Source organism: Bacillus sp. RIT 809, assembly GCF_016892495.1.
Lineage (GTDB): Bacteria > Bacillota > Bacilli > Bacillales > Bacillaceae_G > Bacillus_A > Bacillus_A cereus_U.
Genome location: NZ_JAFEMR010000001.1, coordinates 68002 through 88938, shown reverse-complemented (window position 1 = coordinate 88938; position 20937 = coordinate 68002). Strand labels below are relative to the sequence as shown.

The window sequence follows — 20937 nt, the reverse complement described above, 5'->3', positions numbered from 1 at the left end:
ATATGAAAAATATACTATTTGGGCTTGTTTGTTATATTATATTTCTAATATACGAGTGGTCGAATATAAATCCTGTTGAAGCAATTATATTGTTATCTATCTTATTATTTATACCGATGTCATTTTGTATTATTGACAAAGAAACAAGAAATGGAACGTATTTATTATTTTATAAATTTGTATCGTTTTTATATCCAATTGCAGCAATCAGTGCAATGCTAGCTTTCGTAACAAATCACTATTTCTTTGCGCTACTTTGGTTTGCATATACAGGAATCGTTGCATTATTTGGTATAAGTAGATTGCTAGAAAGAGGATGGAAGCCGTTAGAGGAAGCAGCTATAGATAGTGCTTTTATTTATTTGTTTTTAGGTGGTTTTTGGTTTTTTGCTTCTGTAGCAAAATTCCCCATTATGCATTTTAGTTCTGACATAGTTTTACTCACAGCTGCACACTTTCATTACTCGGCATTTCTATTGCCGTTATCAGCTGGTTTACTTGGAAGGAAAAGAGAACGGGGAAGTAAGTTATATGACGCTATTATGTTTATCATCGTCATTTCTCCAATGACAGTTGCGATAGGAATTACGTATTCGAGGGTGTTTGAATTTTTTGCAGTGTTCATATATTTATGTGCCATATACGGATATGGAGTTTACGTGTGGAGAACGAAATTTAATGCTATAAGTGCAAAGATTCTCCTTACTCTTTCATCCAGTACACTTATGGTAACGATAATGTTTTCACTCATATATTCATACGGGAATTTCAAACAAGTAATGACGATTACAATTGCACAAATGGTTTGGATCCACGGTGTGGTAAATGGAATTGGAGTAGCGTTACCAGCTTTTCTCGGTTGGATGATTGAAAAGAGTACTCCGAATTATAAATATTACGGGAAACCAATGAGCAGGTTAAGAGGAAATGCGACAGTTGGTGAAGCATTTTTACATAACAGAAATTTAATAGATAACAAGGAATACAAAGGTTTAGTTGATAAAATGAATGATTTTCATAGTGAGGCATTTGACATGGCGAAGATTCCTTTAAGTATTATTCGTTTTTATGAAAATACAAAAGAGTATGAGTTACAATCGCATATTAAATGGACTCGTTGGTTTCGCCCGCTTGCATTTTGTTATGAGAAAATGAGTAAGCGTGTAGGACAAATACATTTAGGAATGGGCGGCAAGTGGGAAACTATGCATGGCTCTATCATTGGGGTAATAGATGAGAAGGATGGAAGAGAGAATGTAAGGGCTTGGCTAAGAAAAAATGAAGCAGGAGAATCTATTTTTGTAGCTCTTTACTCAAAACATACCCATGAGGATGAGAAATACATGAATATCGGATTACCTTTACCATATTCGAATATGACGGGGATTTTGAAATTATGTAATAAGAATAAAGATTTAATCATTACTAGTAAGTTGAGAAGAAATGGTAAGGGAGATGAGGGGATTTATTTACATACTCGTTTCTTTACAATACGTTTACCATTAGCAGAGACTTTTATTATTAAAGAGAGCACGGATCAAATATTAGAAGCTAATCATAGAATGTGGATATTTGGAGTTAAGTTTTTAGAAATTGATTATGAGATTAAGAAAATAGAGGAGAAGTAAGAAAAGCTTGGAGCGATTCCAAGCTTTTTTACGTATGCGTAATTGTCATCGCAACTTGTTTATCCAAGTCTCGGTCCCAAACACGTTGAATTTCAAACGTACCTTTTTCAAAAAATAATGGGAATCTCTCTTTAAACCAATCTTGCATAGGAAGATTTAGTGCTTCATCAATTGGTACCCATAATAATTCGCCTTCAGGAGGATTTAAAAGGAGTTCACCTTCAAATGAATCTGTCCAATAGTTAAATACCATATATCGAACATTTTCCTTAGGATTTACATATTCGTCTAACCCCTTGAAAATTAAATTAGAAACGTGGAGTCCGGTCTCCTCTTTCGATTCTCGTATAGCTGCTTGTAATATGCTTTCTGGGAAATCTACTTTTCCACCAGGAGCTATGTAGCCAGGAAAACCTCGATGGTCGGGGCGTTTTATAAGTAAAGCGTCATTATTTCGCTGGATCATACACATTGTATAGATGCGGTGCTCGATATTATGAGAATTTTGAGGCATAATAATGTATTCTCCTTTATCTTTTTTTGATAATTTTACCATAACATAATAGTTTCTTATAAAATTAAAAATAGAATATTATTAATTTTCGGTTATTCATTATAAAGTCTATAATCATTTGAAAAGAGGAGAGAGATATGCAAGGAGAAATACCAACAGAGAAAAATTTAGGTTATGTCGGTAAATTGTTATTGCCAGTTAAAGTGTCACCGCACTTTAAGTTTTTATGGATTGGGCAATTACTTTCGACTTTAGGTAGTTCGATAACGATGGTTATTCTGCCAGTCGTTGTGTATTCATTAACTGGTTCAACAGTTGTAATGGGAATGACTATGGCAATATACATGCTTCCTAATATTCTTGCGTTACCGTTTGCTGGATTAGTCGTGGATCGAATTGACCGGGTGAAATTGATGTTATTTACAGATATAATTCGCTGTATATTAATGCTCTTATTTGCACCACTTATATTTATGGACATTTTAACAATTCCACTTTTATATGTACTTGTTGCATTATATGGACTTATGGAAGGGATATTTCAGCCGGCATATTCAGCTGTAAGAGCGAAAGTATTTGTACCGGAAATTCGAAATGCAGCTAATGCATTAACGCAAATGAGTAATCAAGGAATACGATTAATTGGCCCAGCACTTGGTGGGTTAATAGTATCAGTTACATCTGCAGGGATAGGCTTCGGACTAGATGCAGCAACGTATTTGTTATCATTTTTATGTTTATTATTTTTAAAAGAAATTAAGTTTAAAAAAGTAAAACCCATTGAAAAGAGTAAGATCGATTACAAACAAGAGTTTATGGAAGGTATTTTAGTTTTAAAAAGTCATCCGTGGTTGTGGATTACCATTCTAGTCTTTTCTTTCGTTAATATTTGTTATGCAGGCGTTATCGTTGTATTAATTCCATGGTTGTTTAATGTTCATCATCATTTTGAAGCTTACGTGTATGGCTTAGGTATGGCTGCTTCTGGTGCTGGAGCTGTAATTGCAGCACTAATTTTTGGTGGGAGGCAGCGGTGGCATAAGAGAGGATTACTTGCGTATGGTGGTGTTTTAATTAGTGGAATGGCGTTATTAATTATGCCTTTCGTTTCTTGGGCACCCGCCTTAATTGGATTAATGGCAATTGAAGGATTCGGTATTATGATATTTGGGCTTATTTGGGAAACAAGTTTACAAGAGCTTGTACCAGAAGAAGCTTTTGGAAGAGTGGCAAGTCTTGATATGTTAGGCTCATTTGCTTTATTGCCATTAGGATATGTGATTGTAGGCTGGTTAGCTACTGTAATAGGTGGAAAGATAACAATTATAACGCTAGCTATTTTAGTACTCATAACAATTGGAATGGCATTGTCTGTACCAAGTATTCGGCGGTTCGATTGATTATGTAGGCTAAAAGGGGATATGGTATATGACTATAGAAAACCTAAACGATTTAGTAGTACATGAGTTGGGATGTAAATACGTTTTGGGAGAAAAGGTATTTGAAGCAAGGAATTTCACGGTGTATATTGCTACTCCTATAGAAAATAAAATGATATATAATCGACTCATCTTAATTAAGCATTTGTCTAATGAAGAGCCTTCCGTACATGTTTGGGACAAAAAAGTCTGTGTAGACGCTACAAAAATACATATTGCAAAAGAAGTGACAGAAGCAATTCAATCGGGTTTTGTAAATAAAGAGTAAGCCCTAATCAAATTAGGACTTACTCTTCATTAAACACAAATGTTTGCTTCATTTTTTTACTCTCATGTACTGGATGACCGTTGTAAGAGAAATTCTTTTCTTCCCAAGTAATGACAACTTTAAAATTATGGCTATTAAAGTCTAATGGGAATACCATGTAGTCAAAGCTTGTATGACTTTTTGAAACGTTGTTATTAGATGAAGTAGGATTAAAGGTAGCTTTAGATGTAGGTGTGTTATCAAGTATTTCCACCGATACATTTGCAACATCATTACCAATATTTTTTAAGAGTAAACTATACGTATCATATACACCTTGTTTTGGCTGCACGGCTTGCTTGTTTGAGTTATGAGATTTGTCAATTTCGATATACCACTGTTTAGACTTTGACGCAATTGGTAGTGATTGAAATGTGTATGCACTAGCTTGTATTGGTAGTGCTAAGCATATAAGCGTAAAGAGAGTTATTATTTTTCGTTTCATTTTGAAAAACCCCCATTCTTTAACAAAGTTATTTGTTATTATTCGCTCTGTTTGAGAAAATATACCATATAATGTAAGGGGGTAGGGGATGAGTCTCGGCTTAGGAATCATTATAGTATTCGCTACGGTTATACTTGGCACGTCTGCTTAATAGCTGGTATATACGCGATCCATATGTTGATACACATCAAATCTAGTCAGAGTGAATTGTAAGGGAGAACATTATATTGAAAGTACTAGTAAGCACGGGGAGTAGTATTTTTCTACAATTATTATTTTTGTATATATTTATTTCGGGTGTTTTATTGGAAGTTAATCCTTGGTATGCAGTAGTTGTATATATAATTGTAGCAATATTAAGTCTTTTCTTTGGGATATATTCGATTGTTCGTTCTGTAAGAAAAGGTTCGAATGCTATTTTTCTAACAATATCGGTTGGAGTTGTAACGTCGTTATTTGCAATATTAATTATCGGCTTTACAGTGTTTGCTTATTTTTTACCGGAAGCAGGTATTCCGCTGGTAATTAGTTTGTAGTATAAGTGGATGTGTCAAAAGATAAATGCTATTAAAGTGATATATTAAGGGGAATTAGATAAGGAAGCTGTGTAGAGGTTTTTCTGCACAGCATTTTTTGTGTCTAGCATTCAATTACATATGTTTGTTGGTAAGTGTATATGTCATCTTTGTATCGATTTATTAAACTAAAGATGGAGAGTCTCGCGTATGAATCAAAAGAATAATAATATGAAAAAATTACCAATAAATATGTTAAAATAACATTGTCATATAACAAGGGGGATTCGTTTGATGGAAAAAGAGCATCTTGCTAAAGTAGATTTAACGAAAAGAATTGAATCAAAATCTAAGTACAATAAGAAACTTGAAAAATATCAAATGCGCTTATTGGCACTACAGCAAATTTTAAAAGAAGAGAAAATAGCCGTTATGATGGTTATGGAAGGTTGGGATGCGGCAGGTAAAGGCGGAGCGATTAAGCGAGTGACTGAACATCTTGATCCACGTGGATTCCAAGTAAATCCAATTGGCGCGCCTGCTCCTCATGAAAAACGGTATCATTATTTGCAACGTTTTTGGCGGAAACTTCCTCAGTACGGGCAAATTACTATATTCGACCGTTCATGGTATGGGCGTGTATTAGTTGAACGTGTTGAAGGCTTTGCTACAAACGAAGAGTGGACGAGAGCGTATGATGAAATTAATGATTTCGAAAAACTATTAACAGATGATCATTACATAATAGGAAAGTTTTTCTATCATATTAGTAAAGATGAACAGTTAAAGAGATTTACAGAAAGAGAGAACAACCCTCTTAAAAGATGGAAAATTACAGACGAAGACTGGCGAAATCGTGAAAAGTGGGATGAGTATGTTGAAGCAACGGAAGAAATGTTTGAAAAAACAGATAAGCCGAATGCGAAATGGCATATTATTGCGAGTAATGATAAACTATACGCCCGTTTGAAAACATTAAAAGTGATTATTTCATTAATTGAGAATTACTTCTTAGAACATAATATAGAATTACCTTCTTATTATTATGAAATAAAAGAAGGTAAGAAAAAGGAAATTGAGTCTATGCAAGATGCAGGAGTCAAATAGTAAAAAGGTTTGTATAGGAAATATGAAGGGAAGCTGTCTTGTAATTTGGTAAAACCAAATTACAAGACAGCTTTTTAGTTGGAAGTATTTTATATATTTATATAAAGCGAGTGTACCAATTATTTTAGTTTGTGCTTTAGTAAGTTTGTTGTTTTGGGAAGGGGAAGCTTTAAGAAAGAGTAGTAGGGGAATTGTAAGGGGAATAGGCTAAATATGAATCGCATTTTAATTATGGAACATTAGCTGTCAAAAAAATTTATAGAGTTATTTTGGGAACTCCTCGGTAATGGGCGAAACGTAAACCGTGGAGTTCTTTATTTTGTGATTATAGGCATATGTATCACTGTCATTAAGTATTTGCTTTCATTCATTATCCGTCAAGATCAAGTTTTCGAAGTTTAGAAAGATAAACTGAATAATATTAATAAGTTGTATAATTGTTTTTTACATGTCATGAATGGGCACGTATCAAGTTCAAATAACGGATGCATAATATTATTTTCATAGGATTTTAAACATATTTTTCAAAGGGGTGTTCTTTAAATGTTTATAAAACCTATAAATTTAGCGATTCGATTTTTTCTAGAATTATGTGCTCTTACATCACTATGTTATTGGGGCTTTCAATTTTGGGAAAGTGTATATGTGAAATTTATTTTTGGCATTGGCTCACCACTACTTTTTGCGACAATATGGGGGATTTTCATTGCACCTAAAGCATCATTAAAACTGCCAGAACCATATAGGTTTATGTTGGAAATCATATTGTTTGCAGTTACCTCAGTTGCTCTATATGTTGTTGATCAAATAACCTTAGCTATTATTCTTGGAATGGTATTTATAATAAATCGCACTTTAATCATTATTTGGAAACAATAATTTTTTTGCTAAGTTTCTTCACGAAAGGAACTTAGCATTATTTAAGGTGTAGGAGTAACGAAATATGGATAAATTTAAGCGCTTTAAATTTTGGGATTTTGTTGTTTTATAGTACATTAACAAGAGATATTAGTTTCATAGGGAGGGTGAGGAAATGATAGATACAGCAGATGCTTTAATAAGTAAGCGTATGTATACAGAAGAAGAGCAACAAAAATTATACAAACGAACGTTAATAATCGTAAGTATTTCACAAATGTTTGGCGGGGCGGGATTAGCTGCTGGAATTACAGTAGGTGCACTTCTTGCACAGCAAATGCTTGGGACAGATGCATATGCGGGATTACCGGCTGCTATGTTTACAATGGGATCCGCTGTAGCGGCTTTCTTTGTTGGGAAGTTATCGCAAAAATATGGTCGCCGAATAGGACTTGCAACAGGGTTTATAGTAGGGGGACTAGGGGCTATTGGAGTTGTATTGGCTGCGTTAACAAATAATATTATTCTATTACTAGTCTCTTTACTCATATATGGTTCAGGTACAGCTACAAATTTACAAGCTCGTTATGCTGGTACCGATTTAGCGGATAAGAAGCAGCGAGCAACTGCTATTAGTATTACGATGGTTATGACGACTTTTGGTGCAGTTGCAGGACCGAACTTAGTAGGCGTAATGGGAGATTTTGCCCATTCAATTGGAATTCCTAACCTTGCAGGTCCGTTCATATTATCAGCAGCGGCATTTATACTTGCGGGCCTTGTCCTTTTTGTTATGCTTCGTCCAGATCCATTAATTATTGCTAACATAATAGAAACATATAAACAAGAACATACATATAAAGGGCAACCAGTAACAGAAGAAATGATAGAAAATAAACGTGGTGTTACTGTTGGAGCAATCGTAATGATACTTACTCAAATAGTGATGGTTGCGATTATGACGATGACTCCAGTTCACATGGGACACCACGGTCATGGATTAAGTGCAGTAGGTCTCGTGATTGGTTTTCATGTAGGTGCAATGTACCTTCCATCACTTGTTACAGGAATGTTAATTGATAAAATTGGCCGTACTAAGATGAGTATAGCTGGTGGGGTGATTTTACTTGCAGCGGGTGTCATAGCTGCGATAGCACCGAGTGATTCTTTACTATTATTAATTGTTGCTCTTTCTTTACTTGGATTAGGATGGAATCTCGGATTGATTAGTGGTACAGCACAAATTGTTGATTCCACAACTCCTTCTACACGCGCTAAAACACAAGGGAAAATAGATGTTTTTATTGCGTTAGCCGGAGCTTCAGGTGGAGCGATGTCAGGAATGGTAGTAGCTAATTCCAGTTATGCCGCATTATCATTAGCGGGAGGGGTGTTAGCATTATTGCTAATTCCTGTTGTGATATGGTCTCGGTTAGGTAAAAAAAATTCATGAAATTAAAAAGAGGTTCTAGTTATTTCCTAGAATCTCTTTTTAATTCGTTTAACTTAAACCCCACTCCACGATAAGCCCTAAATGCGTAAGTCCACCGCCAAAACCGTACAGTAAAAGTGTATCTCCATTATTTAAATTTCCTTCTTTTCTAAATCGTTATTAGACAATACTTGATTTGGAATATAAGTACCAATTGTAGTAATACGAGATTTAGAATGCATAGGAACATCTCCTGACATTTTTACAAGCTGATACTAATATAAGGTTGTAAAAATGTCAATAAAAACTTTTATTGTATGGAAACGATAATGTTTAATTCACTATGGAGGAATCTGGCGAATGACGTAAAAATAATATACAGAAAGCTGCTAAAATTGATAATGAAGGGGTCTGAGATTCTTGAAAAGAATCGTATATTTGTTGTCTCTTATTTTAATATGTAGCGTTACATCTTTTATTTTGCCAGAGAAGTCTTATGCATGTGATTGTGCGAAATTTACACCAGAAGATGCATTTCAAAATAATGATGTAGTTTTTGAGGGGAAAGTAATTGATGTTAGAAGTGAAGAGGGAGTTGGAACTAAAGTATTATTTGAAGTGAAGAAAATTTGGAAAGGGACAAGTTCTTCGCAAATTATCATTTATACAAGTTTTGGTAGCTGTACATTTCGTTTTGCAGAGGGGGGAGAGTATCTAGTCTTTTCTTCTTATACAGGGGAGAAAAAGTTAGGGACATCTATCTGCAGTGGAACGAAGCGATTAGATGATGCAAAGATGGAGAAACAGACTTTAAGTCATATTGCAAAAGAGTCAACTCCAACGAAGAAAGTGGATTTAAAAGGTGAGATGGTGAGCGGTTTAAGTTGGTGGCAAGTTGCTATCATTTCTATAAGTGTGTTACTGATAATTGCTGTTGTTATTTTTATTGTGAGAAGAACTCGCAAAAAATGACGATTAAAGTAAGAATATAAAGATTTTCTTTAGAGTGATATAGTCTGTTAAATCTTGTGAAAGCGAATTACTTATGCTACACTTTATATAACTTGAAATGAACGGAGGGGCTTCCTTTGATCTTAATCAGATTACGTCTCAACACTTTGTGCCAATAATTGAATAGCGCTCAAAGGCTCTGTCTGTGTACAGAGTGAACGGGATTGGTCTGCCTATTTTAAAGGAACCCTTTATTAAGCTTATATGTGAAAAAGAGGGAGGGACGAATACGCCCTCTTTTTGTTTTGCCTTTAAAAATAGAATGGGATAGTATAGGTGAACACTTGGTGTGAATACGTATATTATCTTAGGACTTTTTGACCATGTTATAGGACGAAAGCACTGCTTTCTTCTATTTCTTTGGTGAACCCTTATCCGTTTACGAAAGCACAGGCAGTGACCTGTGCTTTTTATTTACGTAATCGAAATGGAGGAATAAATATATGGAAGAATTATTACAAAGAGCAATATTAGTTGGAGTAAATTTAGGTAAGGAAGCTGATTTTGCATATTCGATGGAAGAGTTAGCGAATCTTACGGAAGCTTGTGATGTGGAAGTAATCGGTCAAGTGACGCAAAATTTACAACGAGTAAATCCGTCGCATTATATTGGAAAAGGGAAGATTGAAGAAGTAGCAGCGTATGTGAAAGAAGTAGATGCAAATATGGTCATCTTTAATGACGAATTATCTCCTTCACAAATTCGAAATTTAGAAGAGGATTTAGATTGTAAAGTAATTGATCGTACCATTTTAATTTTAGATATCTTTGCGCAACGTGCGAAAACGAAAGAAGCGCAGTTGCAAGTAGAAGTGGCCCATCTTCAGTACATGATGCCTCGTTTAATCGGTCTTCGTGAATCTTTAGGAAGACAAAGCGGGGGAGTTGGCACGAAAAATAAAGGTGTCGGTGAGAAGAAGTTGGAATTAGACCGTCGTAAAATTGAAGAACAAATTGCAGCTCTAAATAAAGAATTAGAGGCACTTGTTGCACAGCGCCAAACGCAGCGTAAACAACGTAAGAAAAATGAAATTCCAGTTGTGTCATTAGTAGGATATACGAATGCAGGTAAATCAACGATAATGAATACGATGCTTGAAATTTTTAACGGTACTGTAGAGAAACAAGTATTTGAAAAAGATATGTTATTTGCGACGTTAGAGACATCTGTACGAAATATTGATTTACCAGATAATAAATCATTTTTATTAACAGATACAGTTGGATTTGTAAGTAAATTACCGCATCATCTTGTGAAAGCATTCCGTTCAACGCTAGAGGAAGTGGCTGAAGCAGATTTACTCATTCACGTCGTAGATTACTCAAATCCCAATTATGAGCAATTAATTGATATTACAAATGAAACGTTAAAGAAAATTGGCGTGGAAAATATCCCGACGATTTATGCATATAACAAATCAGATTTGGTAGATGTTGAAATTCCGAAAGTGCAAGAAGATCGCGTTTATCTATCTGCGAAGAAACATGTTGGAATTGAAGAGCTTGTAGAAGTGGTTCGCTCACACATTTATAAAGAGTATACGAAGTGTGAAATGTTAATTCCGTATGATCAAGGACAGGTAGTTTCGTATTTCAACAATCATGCACACGTTTTATCTACGAGTTATGAAAACGAAGGTACGAAAATGGCACTAGAATGTAAGACGAGTGATTATGAGAAGTATAAGCGTTTTTCTATTTAATAAAAAAGGCGATCCTAATATGCTTTAGGGTCGTCTATTTTTTCATAGTTGCAAGCCTTCCTTTCGTCCTGCCTTAGTATAAAAGAAAATACAGAGAGTTCATATAAATAAATCCGACAAAGCATATAGAAAAAATATATTTTTTTACAAGTTGAATTTCTGGAAATAGAAACGAAACCAGTATAGAATAGAAATGTTTCAAAACTCGGAATTTATTACACTTACTGTAATAAATATATATTTTGTACAGGAAGGAGAGATTCGTATATGCAGGCAGTTTCACAAAAAAGTGCAGTGGAAACACCGACGATATATCGAATATTATTTGCGATTAGTTTCGGACATTTTTTGAATGATTCGATGCAAGCAGTTGTGCCAGCGTTGTTTCCTATTTTGGAAAAAACGATGAATTTATCCTACATGCAAGTAGGGTGGATAGCGTTCGCGTTAAATATGACGTCATCGATTATGCAGCCGGTTTTTGGTATGTATTCAGATAAGAAGCCGTCACCATTTTTATTACCACTCGGTATGTTTTCGAGCATGCTTGGGATGATTGGGCTCGCGTTTGCCCCGAATTTTATTATTGTTATTATTTCTGTTTTATTTATTGGATTAGGTTCCGCAGTCTTTCATCCAGAAGGTGCTCGGGTTGCTTATATGGCAGCAGGTGCCAAACGTGGTTTAGCACAAGCGATTTATCAAGTGGGAGGGAATACAGGGAATTCGCTAGCACCTATTTTTACAGCGCTCATTTTCGTTCCACTAGGTCAAATTGGTTCTCTAGGTTTTACTGCTTTCGCAGCGGTAGGGATTGTATTGTTACTTTTTGTTTCAAATTGGTATAAAAATGAATTAGCGACTGGTGCTGTAAGAAGGAAAAAGAGGGCTGCACTTGAGGCTGAAAATGCGATTGTAAGTACGCACATTAAATTTGTTATTATACTTCTTGTTTTTCTAACATTCGTGCGTTCTTGGTACGGTGCTGGTATCGGGAATTTCTATCAATTTTATTTAATAGAGCATTACGGTTTATCGATAAAAAATGCACAGTATTTCGTCTTTGCTTTTATGATTGCTGGTGTATTAGGTACTTTCTTTGGTGGTCCGCTAGCGGATCGATTCGGTAAGAAAAAGATCATTGTCTTTTCCATGCTCGGTTCAGCGCCGCTAGCACTATTGTTACCGCACGTTTCTCTTATGTGGGTTGTACCGTTATTTTTATGTATCGGATTTATTAGTTCTAGTAGTTTTAGTGTAATCGTTGTATATGCACAAGAACTTGTTCCAGGTAAAGTTGGAATGGTATCTGGATTAATTGTCGGCCTTGCGTTTGGCCTTGGAGCATTAGGTGCTGTAGTTCTTGGGAAGTTAGCTGATATGTATAGCCTTCAGTTCATTATGCTATTATGTAGTTGTTTACCATTAATTGGACTTACTTCATGGTTACTGCCAAGTGATAAGAAAACGATAGAATAGGGGATGCACTATGAAATTATGTGAAAACGTAACAGAATTAATAGGAGATACACCTGTCGTCCGGTTATCTAAATTTATTCCAGAAGACGCAGCGGATGTGTATGTGAAACTAGAAATGTTTAATCCATCACGCAGTGTGAAAGACCGTGCTGCTTATAATTTACTTCACGTTGCGGAGGAGAATGGTCTCATAAAACCAGGAGATACAATTATTGAACCGACGAGCGGGAATACAGGAATTGGTTTAGCGATGAATGCAGCTGCTAAAGGATATAAAGCTATTTTAATTATGCCAGACAATATGTCCAAAGAGCGTATTAATTTATTGAAGGCATACGGCGCAGAAGTAGTTTTAACACCGGCAGAACAAAGAATGCCAGGAGCAATTGCGAAGGCGGTAGAGTTACAAAAAGAAATTCCAAATAGTTTTATTCCGCAGCAATTTGAAAACCCAGCAAATCCGGATGTTCATCGTTATACGACTGCACTTGAAATTTATGAACAAATGGATGGAGAGCTTGATGCATTTGTAGCAACCGCAGGAACAGGTGGAACAATTACAGGGACCGGTGAAACGTTAAAAGAGAAACTACCAAACTTATATATTGCAGTAGTAGAACCGAAAGGATCACCAGTGTTATCTGGTGGTGTTCCAGGCCCTCATAAACTAGTCGGAACAAGTCCTGGTTTTATTCCAAAAAACTTAAATACAGAAGTGTATAACGAAATTATTCAAATTGCAGATGAAGAGGCATTAACTACAATGAGGAACTTAGCAAGACAAGAAGGATTACTAGTAGGGCCATCTTCAGGAGCTTCTGTTTACGCCGCAATTATGATAGCGAAGCGTCTAGGTGCTGGTAAAAAAGTTTTATGTATTGCACCTGATACAGGGGAACGTTATTTAAGTATGGGGCTATTTGAATAAAAGTGATAGAAGCACCTTAGTAGTAGGATGAAAATCCGCTATTAAGGTGTTTCTTTTAGAAAAATAGAGAATGGGTGAGTGGAGAGAATGACAATGAAACTATTGAAACCCACATATGAATATAGCGAACAAATTATGGAGTATCGGCAGGCATTTTTAAATTCAGGAGAACAACCGCACGGTAGTTGTTCTATACAAAATTTTGGTTCTCTTGATGAATGGTTTGAAAAAGTGAGTATACAAGAAGCCGGCGAAAACTTACCATTTAATCGAGTGCCGTCTAGTCAGTTTTTAAGTTTGGAGAAAGGGAAATTAATAGGTTTTGTGAATATTAGACATCGATTAAATCCAGAATTATTGCTGGAAAGCGGTCATATCGGTTATAGTGTGCATCCTAATAAACGTCGCCAAGGATATGCTACTAAACAACTTCAACTTTCATTGGCTGAAGCGCAAAAATTAGGATTGAAGAAAGTGTTAATAACTTGTGATAAATCTAATATTGGTTCTGCTAAAACGATTCAAAAGGTTGGCGGTGTGTTAGAAAATGAAGTAGTTTCTACTCATACTGGCGAAATTGTTCAGCGTTATTGGGTAGAAATATAATTTAGTAGGAATTTGAAAAGGTAATGTAATGCGGAATATTGAAATAGATAAATGAAAAGTAAGGGGAGTACTGCAGTTTTAGGGGGAAATGAAATGGGATTAAAAGAGAAAGCGATAAAAATGTCGGAGATTTATAGGCAAAACCCGAAAGTCGAAGCTATTATTTTAGCAGGATCTGTAGCTAGAAAGTTAGAAGATGAACATTCAGATATTGAATTACATATTTTATGGTCAGCACCGCCAGAGGATGAGGATCGTCAAGGACCTATTAACAATATTGGTGGAACGATTTTGTCATATCACCCTTACGAGGAAGAAGAATGGTCGGAAACATATTTGACGAAAGAAGGAATTAAACTAGAGATTAGTAATTTTTTAACAGTGACAGTAGAAAAGGTTATTTCAGAAGTTATAGAGCAGCATGATATAAATTATGAGAAACAATGTATTGTATCATCGGTTCATGATGGTGTGAGTTTGTATGGAGAAGTGAAAGTACATGCTCTAAAAGATAGAGTTGAAGCATATCCAGAAGAACTGGCGAAAAGGATGATTTCAGAAAACCTTTGGTTAAGCAATCGTTGGCATAATCGAGAGGCTCTTTTGAAACGAAAAGATTGGCTTATGCTTTATGATGTTATTTGTGAAGTACAAAGAAATATATTTGGGGTCTTGTTTGGAATGAACCGAATGTACGTGCATCATCCTGCATTTAAATGGATGCCAGATAATGTGGAACGAATGAGTATTAAACCTGAAAATCTATATGAGCGTATGGCAAATACGCTGATAGGGGAACCGGAGTATAGTGTACAGGAGTTAGAAGTGTTAATCGAAGAGGTATTACATTTAGTAGAACAATATGCTCCAAAATTAAATATTGCTGAACAACAAAAGCATATTCAATATGCGAAGTAAAAAGAAGAGATGTAACAACAAGTTACATCTCTTCTTTTTTATTTAACTAATTTCCCTAGTACAGGTAAACGTTGAATACGATCACCGAGAATATGTGAAGCAAGTCCACTCGTTAGTACGAATAAAAGATAAGCAAATCCTCCTGCTGAGGCGCATATAAACACAATAATCAGTGATTCTACATAAGATTGACCAGGGATAATCCAGCTTATAAATGTTCTTAATGCGATTACAACAGCAGACATTGCCGCGGAGTAAACCGTAATAAGAAATACTGTTTTTGCTGTTTCGCCAATGTTAAATTTCGCAAATTTAACGATGCAGTACAACATAATAATATTTGAAACGAGGTATCCAAGAATTGTTCCAAGCACAGCGCCATGTCCACCGAATAAGTGTAAAAGTGGTGTGTTCAACAGAATTTTAACGAGAATACCGACTGAGAATGCAATCATTGTTTTTCTTTGATAATCAATTCCTTGTAATATAGCTGCTGAAACGGTGAAAATCGCACTTAATATAGCAGACGGTGCAAATGAAATTAAATATTGTGATCCATCAAGTGCAATTTCAGGATTTACATAAACCATGCGGAATGCATCGTAAGCGATACTAGCTAGACCGAATGCTGCTGGGATAGTGAAGAATAATAATACTTGAAATATCTTTGAAATTTGTCCTTGTAATTCATCTAGCTTCCCGCTTGTAAATGATTTCGTAATAGCTGGAATTATCGTTAATGAGAATCCAGTTGCAAGTGAAGCCGGAATCATAATTAACTTTTGTGCATAGTTCGTTATATAAGCGAAAACGGCATTAGCGGTTTCTAAAGGCTCACCCATTGCTCTAAGGACATCAGCAACGGTATATTGATCTACTAACGTATAGAGAGGGATTGCAATGCCTACAAATACAATTGGAATTGCATAACGCAGTAATTCCATATAAATACTTCTTAACGGAATGTTTGATGATCTTGTTTTTAGCTCACCTTCAGGAGGTTTTAATCCATTATATTTTTTCCAGTACATCATTAAAATAGAGACGCTTGCAAGTGCCCCGATAACAGCACCAAACGTAGCAACTGCAACAGAAGAAGCTACTGAGCCTCCTAATAGTTTTGAGACGATAAAACTACCAACTAAAATGAAAACAACGCGCGCGATTTGTTCCACAACTTGAGATACAGCACTAGGTTTCATATGTTGAAAACCTTGGAAATAACCACGTGTAACACTCATAGCTGGTACGATAATAAGCGCGAAGCTTAATGCTCGCATTGTAAGTGTTACGTCGGCGATAAATTGTGGATCTGGCGTTTTCGAGCGAATGATAAATTGTGATATGTACGGTGCTCCAATAAATAAAGTTAAAAATCCTAAAAAGCCCATAAACAACATCAATTTTACGCTCGAGTTATACAATTTTTTACTTGTACTATAATCACCAAGCGCATTATGTTTTGCAACAAATTTTGAGACGGCAATTGGAATACCAGCTGTTGAAAAGCTTAATAAAATACCGTACCAAGAGTATGCATATCCGTATAAAGCGACCCCTTGCGTTCCAACTAATAATTGAAAGGGGAAAAAGTATATAAAACCTAAAATTCGTGAAATCATTGTTGCACCGCTTAATAAAGCAGTACCTTTTAAAACTTTTGAAGTAGACAAAATTCTTTCCTCCTACTCGTGCTGCCTTGCATTTATCGTATACTACTATAAACCTGTTAGAGAAGTTAATACAGTATAAACCATAAATGTTCTAATACTATTCATTTAAAAGTCATATTTTGAATTTTTAAATAGAATGTAATGCATAAAATTTCAAAATATAAGTTGACACTATTTTTAATGTATGATAAAAATGATAGTAATCAATTCGGAAAATAATATTTGAGCAATGAAAGGGTATAGTAGTGAAAATCTCCCTATTTCAGAGAGCTGATGGTTGGTGTGAATCAGTATATAGATTATTCATGAAGTTCGTCCTGGAGCATCTTTCATAAATCTCACATTGTGAGGAAATGAAAGACGGTAGTGCATACCGTTATCAAATAAAGTGGTGAAGATTTTTTTCACAACTAGGGTGGTACCGCGATATATATCGTCCCTACGTATTTACGTAGGGACGTTTTTTATTTAGGTCTTAACTTTGTTGTGTCTTCATAACTAGGGTGGTACCGCGATATTTTATCGTCCCTACGTATTTGCGTAGGGACGTTTTTATTTAGGGCTTACTTTTGTTGTATCTTCATAACTAGGGTGGTACCGCGATATTTTTTGTCGTCCCTACGTATTTACGTAGGGGCGTTTTTTATTAGGGAGGAAGTGAGTGTATTAGAAAAGAGTATTGATAGAACAATATAAATACTGAATTGTAAAATAGAAATAGAAAAAGAGAGGAGATAAAAAGATGAATTCACAGCAATGGACATCGAAATTAGGTTTCGTATTAGCTGCAGCAGGTTCAGCAATTGGTCTTGGGGCGATTTGGAAATTCCCGTATATGGCCGGAATCGGAGGAGGCGGAGCGTTCTTCCTTATTTTCATCGGTTTCACATTATTAATTGGTTTACCGCTATTATTAGCTGAATTCGTTATTGGAAGAAGTACACAAAAAGAGGCTGTTGATGCGTATAGAGAGATTGCTCCTAAAACGTTATGGCCGTGGTTAGGTAAATTAGGGATTGTAACATGTTTCATATTACTTTCTTTCTACAGTGTTGTAGGGGGCTGGATTTTATTATACTTATGGAATGCAATTACAGGTAGACTATGGGAAGGAAATGGAGCATACGAAGCTACGTTTGGTGAAATCATTTCCAATCCGTATTTAGCAGTTGGATCACAGCTATTATTCATCCTTATTACTATTTTTATCGTAAGTAAAGGTGTACAAAATGGTGTTGAAAAAGTAAATAAATATTTCATGCCAGCGCTATTCGTTTTATTCTTTGTATTAATTGTTCGTGCACTTACGTTAGACGGTGCTGAAGAAGGAGTTCGATTCTTCTTACAACCTGATTTCTCAAACGTAACATCAGAAATCATTTTATATGCAATGGGGCAATCGTTCTTCTCGCTATCTGTCGGTGTAGCCGTTATGGTAACGTATAGCTCATACTTACCGAAAGAAGAAAGTTTACCGCGTTCAGCATTTTCTATCGTAGCTTTAACACTTGTTATTACATTACTTGCAGGACTTGCAATTTTCCCAGTTGTGTTCGCATTTGGAATGGAACCATCTCAAGGACCAGGACTATTATTTATCGTATTGCCAGCTATTTTCAGTAAAATGGCGTTCGGAAAATTATTCTTCATCGTTTTCTTATTACTATTCTTCTTTGCTACTATTACATCAGCAATTTCGATGTTAGAAATTAGCGTTGCATCTTTAACAACAAAAGGTAAAAGCAAAGGGAAACGTGAAAAAATGGCTTTAATTGTTGGGTTGTTAATCTTTGTTGTTGGGGTACCATCAGCATTATCATTCGGTTTGTTAAGTGATGTGAAACCATTTGGGAAAACAATTTTTGATTTAGCAGACTATGCGGTTAGTAACATACTAATGCCACTTGGTGTTTTATTAGTTTCCATCTTTGTTCCGTTGAAAATGAAGAAAGATGTATTAATGAAAGAGCTTGGTGTAAGTAAAAATAAAGGCTATAAACTATTCGTATTATGGTTATTCTTACTTCGCTATATTGCACCAATTGCGATTATTATCGTATTCCTAAATGTACTTGGAATTATATAAAAAGAAAGGTAGCGTATCTTGGTATGATACGCTACCTTTTTATTTTTCTCTTTTTTGCAGTTCATTTACTGTTACGAATTGATACCCCTTTTTAGATAAAGAGTCTAAAATACCTTCAATGGTCTGCAGATTTTCATTAGATTTATCGTACATAGAGTGCAATAAAATGATAGAACCAGGTTTTATATTCTTATTGACGTAGTCAATTTTGTCAGTTGCAGATTTATAAAAAGTATCAGGTTCAAGATTCCATGTGATAGTTTCAATATTATTTTTGTTTAAATAGTATGGTAGTCCTATTAATTTCTTACCGTTGGGTGGCCTAAAATCAATTTCATCTGTATATCCTGTTTGACGGATTATCGAGTTCGTTTTTTCTATTTCTTCTTTAATAAAAGAAGGAGTTTTGAAAACCATTCTATTATGAGAATATGTATGGTTTCCAAGTTGGTGCCCTGATTGAACAATTGCTTTTCCTAATGGTAAATTGTTTTCTAATTCGTTTCCGATAACAAAGAAAGTAGCTTTCGCATTGTATTTATCTAGTAGTGGTAATATTTGTTTTACATTGTTAGTAGGACCATCATCAAAAGTTAAAGCAATCACTTTTTCATTTGTTTCTACGTGATTTGTTAGATCTCCAAATAATTGAAAGCTTCTTGCGTTCATCAATTTGTATGTTCCGAATAAAGCTGTAGTAATAATGAATATTGTAACTATTGTAATGATTATTCTCTTCTTCATAACGCAACCTCACTATACTTTTTGATTCGATTAAAAAGTATTATATCAAACTGTGTAACTTGTTGCTTCAAAAATTGTGAAGATGCAAGGAGAGGGAATTTATCATATAATAAAATGCAAAAGGTATATTAGGAGGTGTTTATGTGGCGATTACAATTCAATTGCCAGACACTGCAGCGTCTCATGCAAAGCCAAGTATGGAAATGGCGATACTTTGCGTGAGGTAGACAAGTAATATACAATCAATCGCCAAAATGAGCTCGTATCATTTTTTATATTTGGCTTTGCACCTTATTGAAATGAACCATAAAAAATAAGGGGCGAGCAGAAATGAAATACGTAAAGGCTAAGGCCGTTTTACCAGAAAGTTTAATTGCTGAAATTCAAAAGTATATACAAGGTGAAACAATTTACATTCCAAAACAAGAAACAAAACATTATAAATGGGGTACACGATCTGGCGGAAGAAAACAACTGGATGAAAGAAATAAAGCAATTAAAGACGCTTTTAAAAGTGGAATTGCAATTCATCAATTAGCAGAAGAATATTTTCTTTCCGGAGAAACGATTAAAAAGATTGTGTATTCTAAATAAACAAAAGTAAAAGAGTCTGATTCGAATATTATTTTGAATCAGACTCTTTTTACTTTGTATGTATTGAATATGGATGGGCATGATAATATCAAAAATGCAATGTCTATGTATTAAACAGAATACATAGAGTGCGGGTTAAAGCAGAAAGGTGAATAACTATGAATCATCTTGGACAAATAACGATAGAGCTTTTAGTTGGTTTTTTTGTTCTATTAATTGCTACAAAAATATTAGGGAAAACACAAATATCTCAGCTAACGCCCTTTGATTTTATTTCTGCTATCGTCCTTGGTGAGCTTGTTGGAAATTCAATATACGATCCTAAAATTAAAGTGTGGTCTATTTTATATTCAGTATTTGTTTGGGTGGTTTTAATTTACACAATAGAAGTGATAACCCAAAAAATAAGAGGAACAAGAAGGTTTTTTGAAGGATACCCTTCTATTATTATTCGCAATGGGTATATTGACCGAGAGCAATTAAGTGTAAATCATTTAGATATTAACCAATTGCAACAAATGCTTAGGCAACAAAAAGATATATTTTCAATCCGAGAAGTTGAGTATATGATATTGGAACCTAACGGAAACATAAGTGTATTGAAAAAAAGTAAATATGAATCTCCTACTATAAATGATTTAAGTTTAAAACATAACCCTGTATACTTACCTATTTCATTAATTAGTGATGGGAAAGTAGTTAAGGATAATTTGAGGGAAGCAGGATTTGATGAAGGATGGCTTTATAAACAAATAAAGCAAAAAGGGATTACTAAATTTGAGGACGTACTATATGCGGAATGGAAAACAGATGATGGATTCTTTTGTCAGGAGATGAATCGGTAGAAAATAACCGATGCAGTTATGTAATTTTTATTTCTAAGTTATCTTTTACATATCAAAAAACTTAATCATTGTATACAATAAAACTAGATCAACAATTTGTATGGA

Annotated in this window: 20 protein-coding genes, 2 pseudogenes and 1 other annotated feature; of the genes and pseudogenes, 16 read left to right on the top strand and 6 right to left on the bottom strand. The window is 34.9% G+C overall.

Translation table 11 applies throughout. The features are described from left to right. Positions 1 to 2 precede the first annotated feature (2 nt). Positions 3 to 1628, top strand: a complete 1626-nt coding sequence (locus JTF23_RS00415; protein ID WP_204207856.1) for a YndJ family protein — start codon at positions 3 to 5, stop codon at positions 1626 to 1628. Positions 1629 to 1656: 28 nt separating this feature from the next. On the opposite strand, the gene JTF23_RS00410 is transcribed toward JTF23_RS00415, so the two are convergent. Further along, complete coding sequence (locus tag JTF23_RS00410) at positions 1657 to 2142, bottom strand: 8-oxo-dGTP diphosphatase (protein WP_002148930.1); 486 nt, start codon at positions 2140 to 2142, stop codon at positions 1657 to 1659. A gap of 137 nt (positions 2143 to 2279) precedes the next feature. On the opposite strand from JTF23_RS00410, the gene JTF23_RS00405 reads away from it, so the two are divergent. Together JTF23_RS00405 and JTF23_RS00400 are read left to right on the top strand one after the other, a co-directional pair. Continuing rightward, on the top strand, positions 2280 to 3542 hold the full coding sequence (locus JTF23_RS00405; RefSeq protein ID WP_204207855.1) for an MFS transporter: 1263 nt from the start codon (positions 2280 to 2282) through the stop codon (positions 3540 to 3542). Between the two features lie 28 nt (positions 3543 to 3570). Continuing rightward, complete coding sequence (locus tag JTF23_RS00400; RefSeq protein ID WP_204207854.1) at positions 3571 to 3849, top strand: hypothetical protein; 279 nt, start codon at positions 3571 to 3573, stop codon at positions 3847 to 3849. Positions 3850 to 3868: 19 nt separating this feature from the next. On the opposite strand, the gene JTF23_RS00395 is transcribed toward JTF23_RS00400, so the two are convergent. Next, entirely contained in the window at positions 3869 to 4333 is a 465-nt protein-coding gene (locus JTF23_RS00395; RefSeq protein ID WP_002168672.1) for a hypothetical protein, read from the bottom strand. Between the two features lie 227 nt (positions 4334 to 4560). Here JTF23_RS00395 and JTF23_RS00390 point away from each other — a divergent pair, with 227 nt between their 5' ends. The 4 genes from JTF23_RS00390 to JTF23_RS00375 all read left to right on the top strand — a co-directional run bounded on the left by JTF23_RS00390 (position 4561) and on the right by JTF23_RS00375 (position 8266). Next, positions 4561 to 4869 (top strand): alpha/beta hydrolase, encoded by a 309-nt coding sequence (locus JTF23_RS00390; protein WP_204207853.1) that lies wholly within the window; start codon positions 4561 to 4563, stop codon positions 4867 to 4869. Between the two features lie 273 nt (positions 4870 to 5142). After that, on the top strand, positions 5143 to 5955 hold the full coding sequence (locus JTF23_RS00385) for a polyphosphate kinase 2 family protein (RefSeq protein WP_204207852.1): 813 nt from the start codon (positions 5143 to 5145) through the stop codon (positions 5953 to 5955). A 543-nt stretch (positions 5956 to 6498) separates the two neighbouring features. Then, a complete protein-coding gene (locus JTF23_RS00380; protein WP_204207851.1) occupies positions 6499 to 6834 on the top strand; it encodes a YrdB family protein in 336 nt (111 codons plus the stop codon). Positions 6835 to 6988: 154 nt separating this feature from the next. Continuing rightward, the gene (locus tag JTF23_RS00375; RefSeq protein WP_204207850.1) at positions 6989 to 8266 is read left to right on the top strand and encodes an MFS transporter; all 1278 of its coding nucleotides are present in this window, start codon (positions 6989 to 6991) and stop codon (positions 8264 to 8266) included. A 48-nt stretch (positions 8267 to 8314) separates the two neighbouring features. Here the strand turns inward: JTF23_RS00375 and JTF23_RS00370 are convergent. Both JTF23_RS00370 and JTF23_RS00365 read right to left on the bottom strand, forming a co-directional pair. Then, positions 8315 to 8416 (bottom strand): annotated as a pseudogene (locus tag JTF23_RS00370) (3-oxoacyl-[acyl-carrier-protein] synthase III C-terminal domain-containing protein); the annotation flags it as partial. Further along, positions 8410 to 8487, bottom strand: a pseudogene (locus tag JTF23_RS00365) (3-oxoacyl-ACP synthase); the annotation flags it as partial. The pseudogenes JTF23_RS00370 and JTF23_RS00365, both read right to left, overlap by 7 nt. Positions 8488 to 8665: 178 nt before the next feature. Between JTF23_RS00365 and JTF23_RS00360 the strand changes: the two are divergent. From JTF23_RS00360 to JTF23_RS00335, 6 genes are all read left to right on the top strand, one after another. After that, positions 8666 to 9217, top strand: coding sequence for a cobalamin biosynthesis protein CbiN (locus JTF23_RS00360; RefSeq protein WP_199660773.1), 552 nt, complete (start codon positions 8666 to 8668; stop codon positions 9215 to 9217). Positions 9218 to 9699: 482 nt separating this feature from the next. Next, the gene (gene hflX / locus JTF23_RS00355) at positions 9700 to 10959 is read left to right on the top strand and encodes a GTPase HflX (RefSeq protein WP_016104493.1); all 1260 of its coding nucleotides are present in this window, start codon (positions 9700 to 9702) and stop codon (positions 10957 to 10959) included. Between the two features lie 267 nt (positions 10960 to 11226). Further along, entirely contained in the window at positions 11227 to 12438 is a 1212-nt protein-coding gene (locus JTF23_RS00350) for an MFS transporter (RefSeq protein ID WP_016104494.1), read from the top strand. A 10-nt stretch (positions 12439 to 12448) separates the two neighbouring features. Continuing rightward, a complete protein-coding gene (gene cysK / locus JTF23_RS00345) occupies positions 12449 to 13366 on the top strand; it encodes a cysteine synthase A (RefSeq protein WP_088098933.1) in 918 nt (305 codons plus the stop codon). A 93-nt stretch (positions 13367 to 13459) separates the two neighbouring features. Then, positions 13460 to 13972 carry a GNAT family N-acetyltransferase gene (locus tag JTF23_RS00340; RefSeq protein WP_307839131.1) on the top strand — a complete coding sequence of 171 codons (513 nt, stop codon included), beginning with the start codon at positions 13460 to 13462 and terminating at the stop codon, positions 13970 to 13972. A gap of 93 nt (positions 13973 to 14065) precedes the next feature. Further along, entirely contained in the window at positions 14066 to 14890 is an 825-nt protein-coding gene (locus JTF23_RS00335) for a DUF4037 domain-containing protein (RefSeq protein ID WP_016104497.1), read from the top strand. Positions 14891 to 14928: 38 nt separating this feature from the next. Here JTF23_RS00335 and JTF23_RS00330 read toward each other — a convergent pair whose 3' ends face one another. Further along, the gene (locus JTF23_RS00330; protein ID WP_016104498.1) at positions 14929 to 16563 is read right to left on the bottom strand and encodes a putative polysaccharide biosynthesis protein; all 1635 of its coding nucleotides are present in this window, start codon (positions 16561 to 16563) and stop codon (positions 14929 to 14931) included. Positions 16564 to 16783: 220 nt separating this feature from the next. Then, positions 16784 to 17007 (top strand) — a binding site (T-box leader). Between the two features lie 298 nt (positions 17008 to 17305). Here JTF23_RS00330 and JTF23_RS00325 point away from each other — a divergent pair. Further along, positions 17306 to 18649 carry a sodium-dependent transporter gene (locus JTF23_RS00325; RefSeq protein WP_016104499.1) on the top strand — a complete coding sequence of 448 codons (1344 nt, stop codon included), beginning with the start codon at positions 17306 to 17308 and terminating at the stop codon, positions 18647 to 18649. Between the two features lie 39 nt (positions 18650 to 18688). On the opposite strand, the gene JTF23_RS00320 is transcribed toward JTF23_RS00325, so the two are convergent. Continuing rightward, positions 18689 to 19393, bottom strand: a complete 705-nt coding sequence (locus JTF23_RS00320; RefSeq protein WP_204207848.1) for a polysaccharide deacetylase family protein — start codon at positions 19391 to 19393, stop codon at positions 18689 to 18691. 330 nt (positions 19394 to 19723) lie between these two features. On the opposite strand from JTF23_RS00320, the gene JTF23_RS00315 reads away from it, so the two are divergent. Then, entirely contained in the window at positions 19724 to 19987 is a 264-nt protein-coding gene (locus tag JTF23_RS00315) for a CD3324 family protein (RefSeq protein WP_000878314.1), read from the top strand. 158 nt (positions 19988 to 20145) lie between these two features. Beyond that, a complete protein-coding gene (locus JTF23_RS00310) occupies positions 20146 to 20832 on the top strand; it encodes a DUF421 domain-containing protein (RefSeq protein WP_204207847.1) in 687 nt (228 codons plus the stop codon). Positions 20833 to 20937: the final 105 nt, after the last annotated feature.

Excerpts from the sequence above, each read along its gene's own strand:
- JTF23_RS00320 (WP_204207848.1), bottom strand. The coding sequence starts at position 19,393 with ATGAAGAAGAGAATAATCATTACAATAGTTACAATATTCATTATTACT.
- JTF23_RS00410 (WP_002148930.1), bottom strand. The coding sequence starts at position 2,142 with ATGCCTCAAAATTCTCATAATATCGAGCACCGCATCTATACAATGTGT.
- JTF23_RS00350 (WP_016104494.1), top strand. The coding sequence starts at position 11,227 with ATGCAGGCAGTTTCACAAAAAAGTGCAGTGGAAACACCGACGATATAT.
- JTF23_RS00405 (WP_204207855.1), top strand. The coding sequence starts at position 2,280 with ATGCAAGGAGAAATACCAACAGAGAAAAATTTAGGTTATGTCGGTAAA.
- JTF23_RS00375 (WP_204207850.1), top strand. The coding sequence starts at position 6,989 with ATGATAGATACAGCAGATGCTTTAATAAGTAAGCGTATGTATACAGAA.
- hflX (WP_016104493.1), top strand. The coding sequence starts at position 9,700 with ATGGAAGAATTATTACAAAGAGCAATATTAGTTGGAGTAAATTTAGGT.
- JTF23_RS00325 (WP_016104499.1), top strand. The coding sequence starts at position 17,306 with ATGAATTCACAGCAATGGACATCGAAATTAGGTTTCGTATTAGCTGCA.
- JTF23_RS00385 (WP_204207852.1), top strand. The coding sequence starts at position 5,143 with ATGGAAAAAGAGCATCTTGCTAAAGTAGATTTAACGAAAAGAATTGAA.
- JTF23_RS00315 (WP_000878314.1), top strand. The coding sequence starts at position 19,724 with ATGAAATACGTAAAGGCTAAGGCCGTTTTACCAGAAAGTTTAATTGCT.
- JTF23_RS00400 (WP_204207854.1), top strand. The coding sequence starts at position 3,571 with ATGACTATAGAAAACCTAAACGATTTAGTAGTACATGAGTTGGGATGT.
- JTF23_RS00415 (WP_204207856.1), top strand. The coding sequence starts at position 3 with ATGAAAAATATACTATTTGGGCTTGTTTGTTATATTATATTTCTAATA.
- JTF23_RS00340 (WP_307839131.1), top strand. The coding sequence starts at position 13,460 with ATGAAACTATTGAAACCCACATATGAATATAGCGAACAAATTATGGAG.
- JTF23_RS00395 (WP_002168672.1), bottom strand. The coding sequence starts at position 4,333 with ATGAAACGAAAAATAATAACTCTCTTTACGCTTATATGCTTAGCACTA.
- cysK (WP_088098933.1), top strand. The coding sequence starts at position 12,449 with ATGAAATTATGTGAAAACGTAACAGAATTAATAGGAGATACACCTGTC.
- JTF23_RS00335 (WP_016104497.1), top strand. The coding sequence starts at position 14,066 with ATGGGATTAAAAGAGAAAGCGATAAAAATGTCGGAGATTTATAGGCAA.
- JTF23_RS00310 (WP_204207847.1), top strand. The coding sequence starts at position 20,146 with ATGAATCATCTTGGACAAATAACGATAGAGCTTTTAGTTGGTTTTTTT.
- JTF23_RS00380 (WP_204207851.1), top strand. The coding sequence starts at position 6,499 with ATGTTTATAAAACCTATAAATTTAGCGATTCGATTTTTTCTAGAATTA.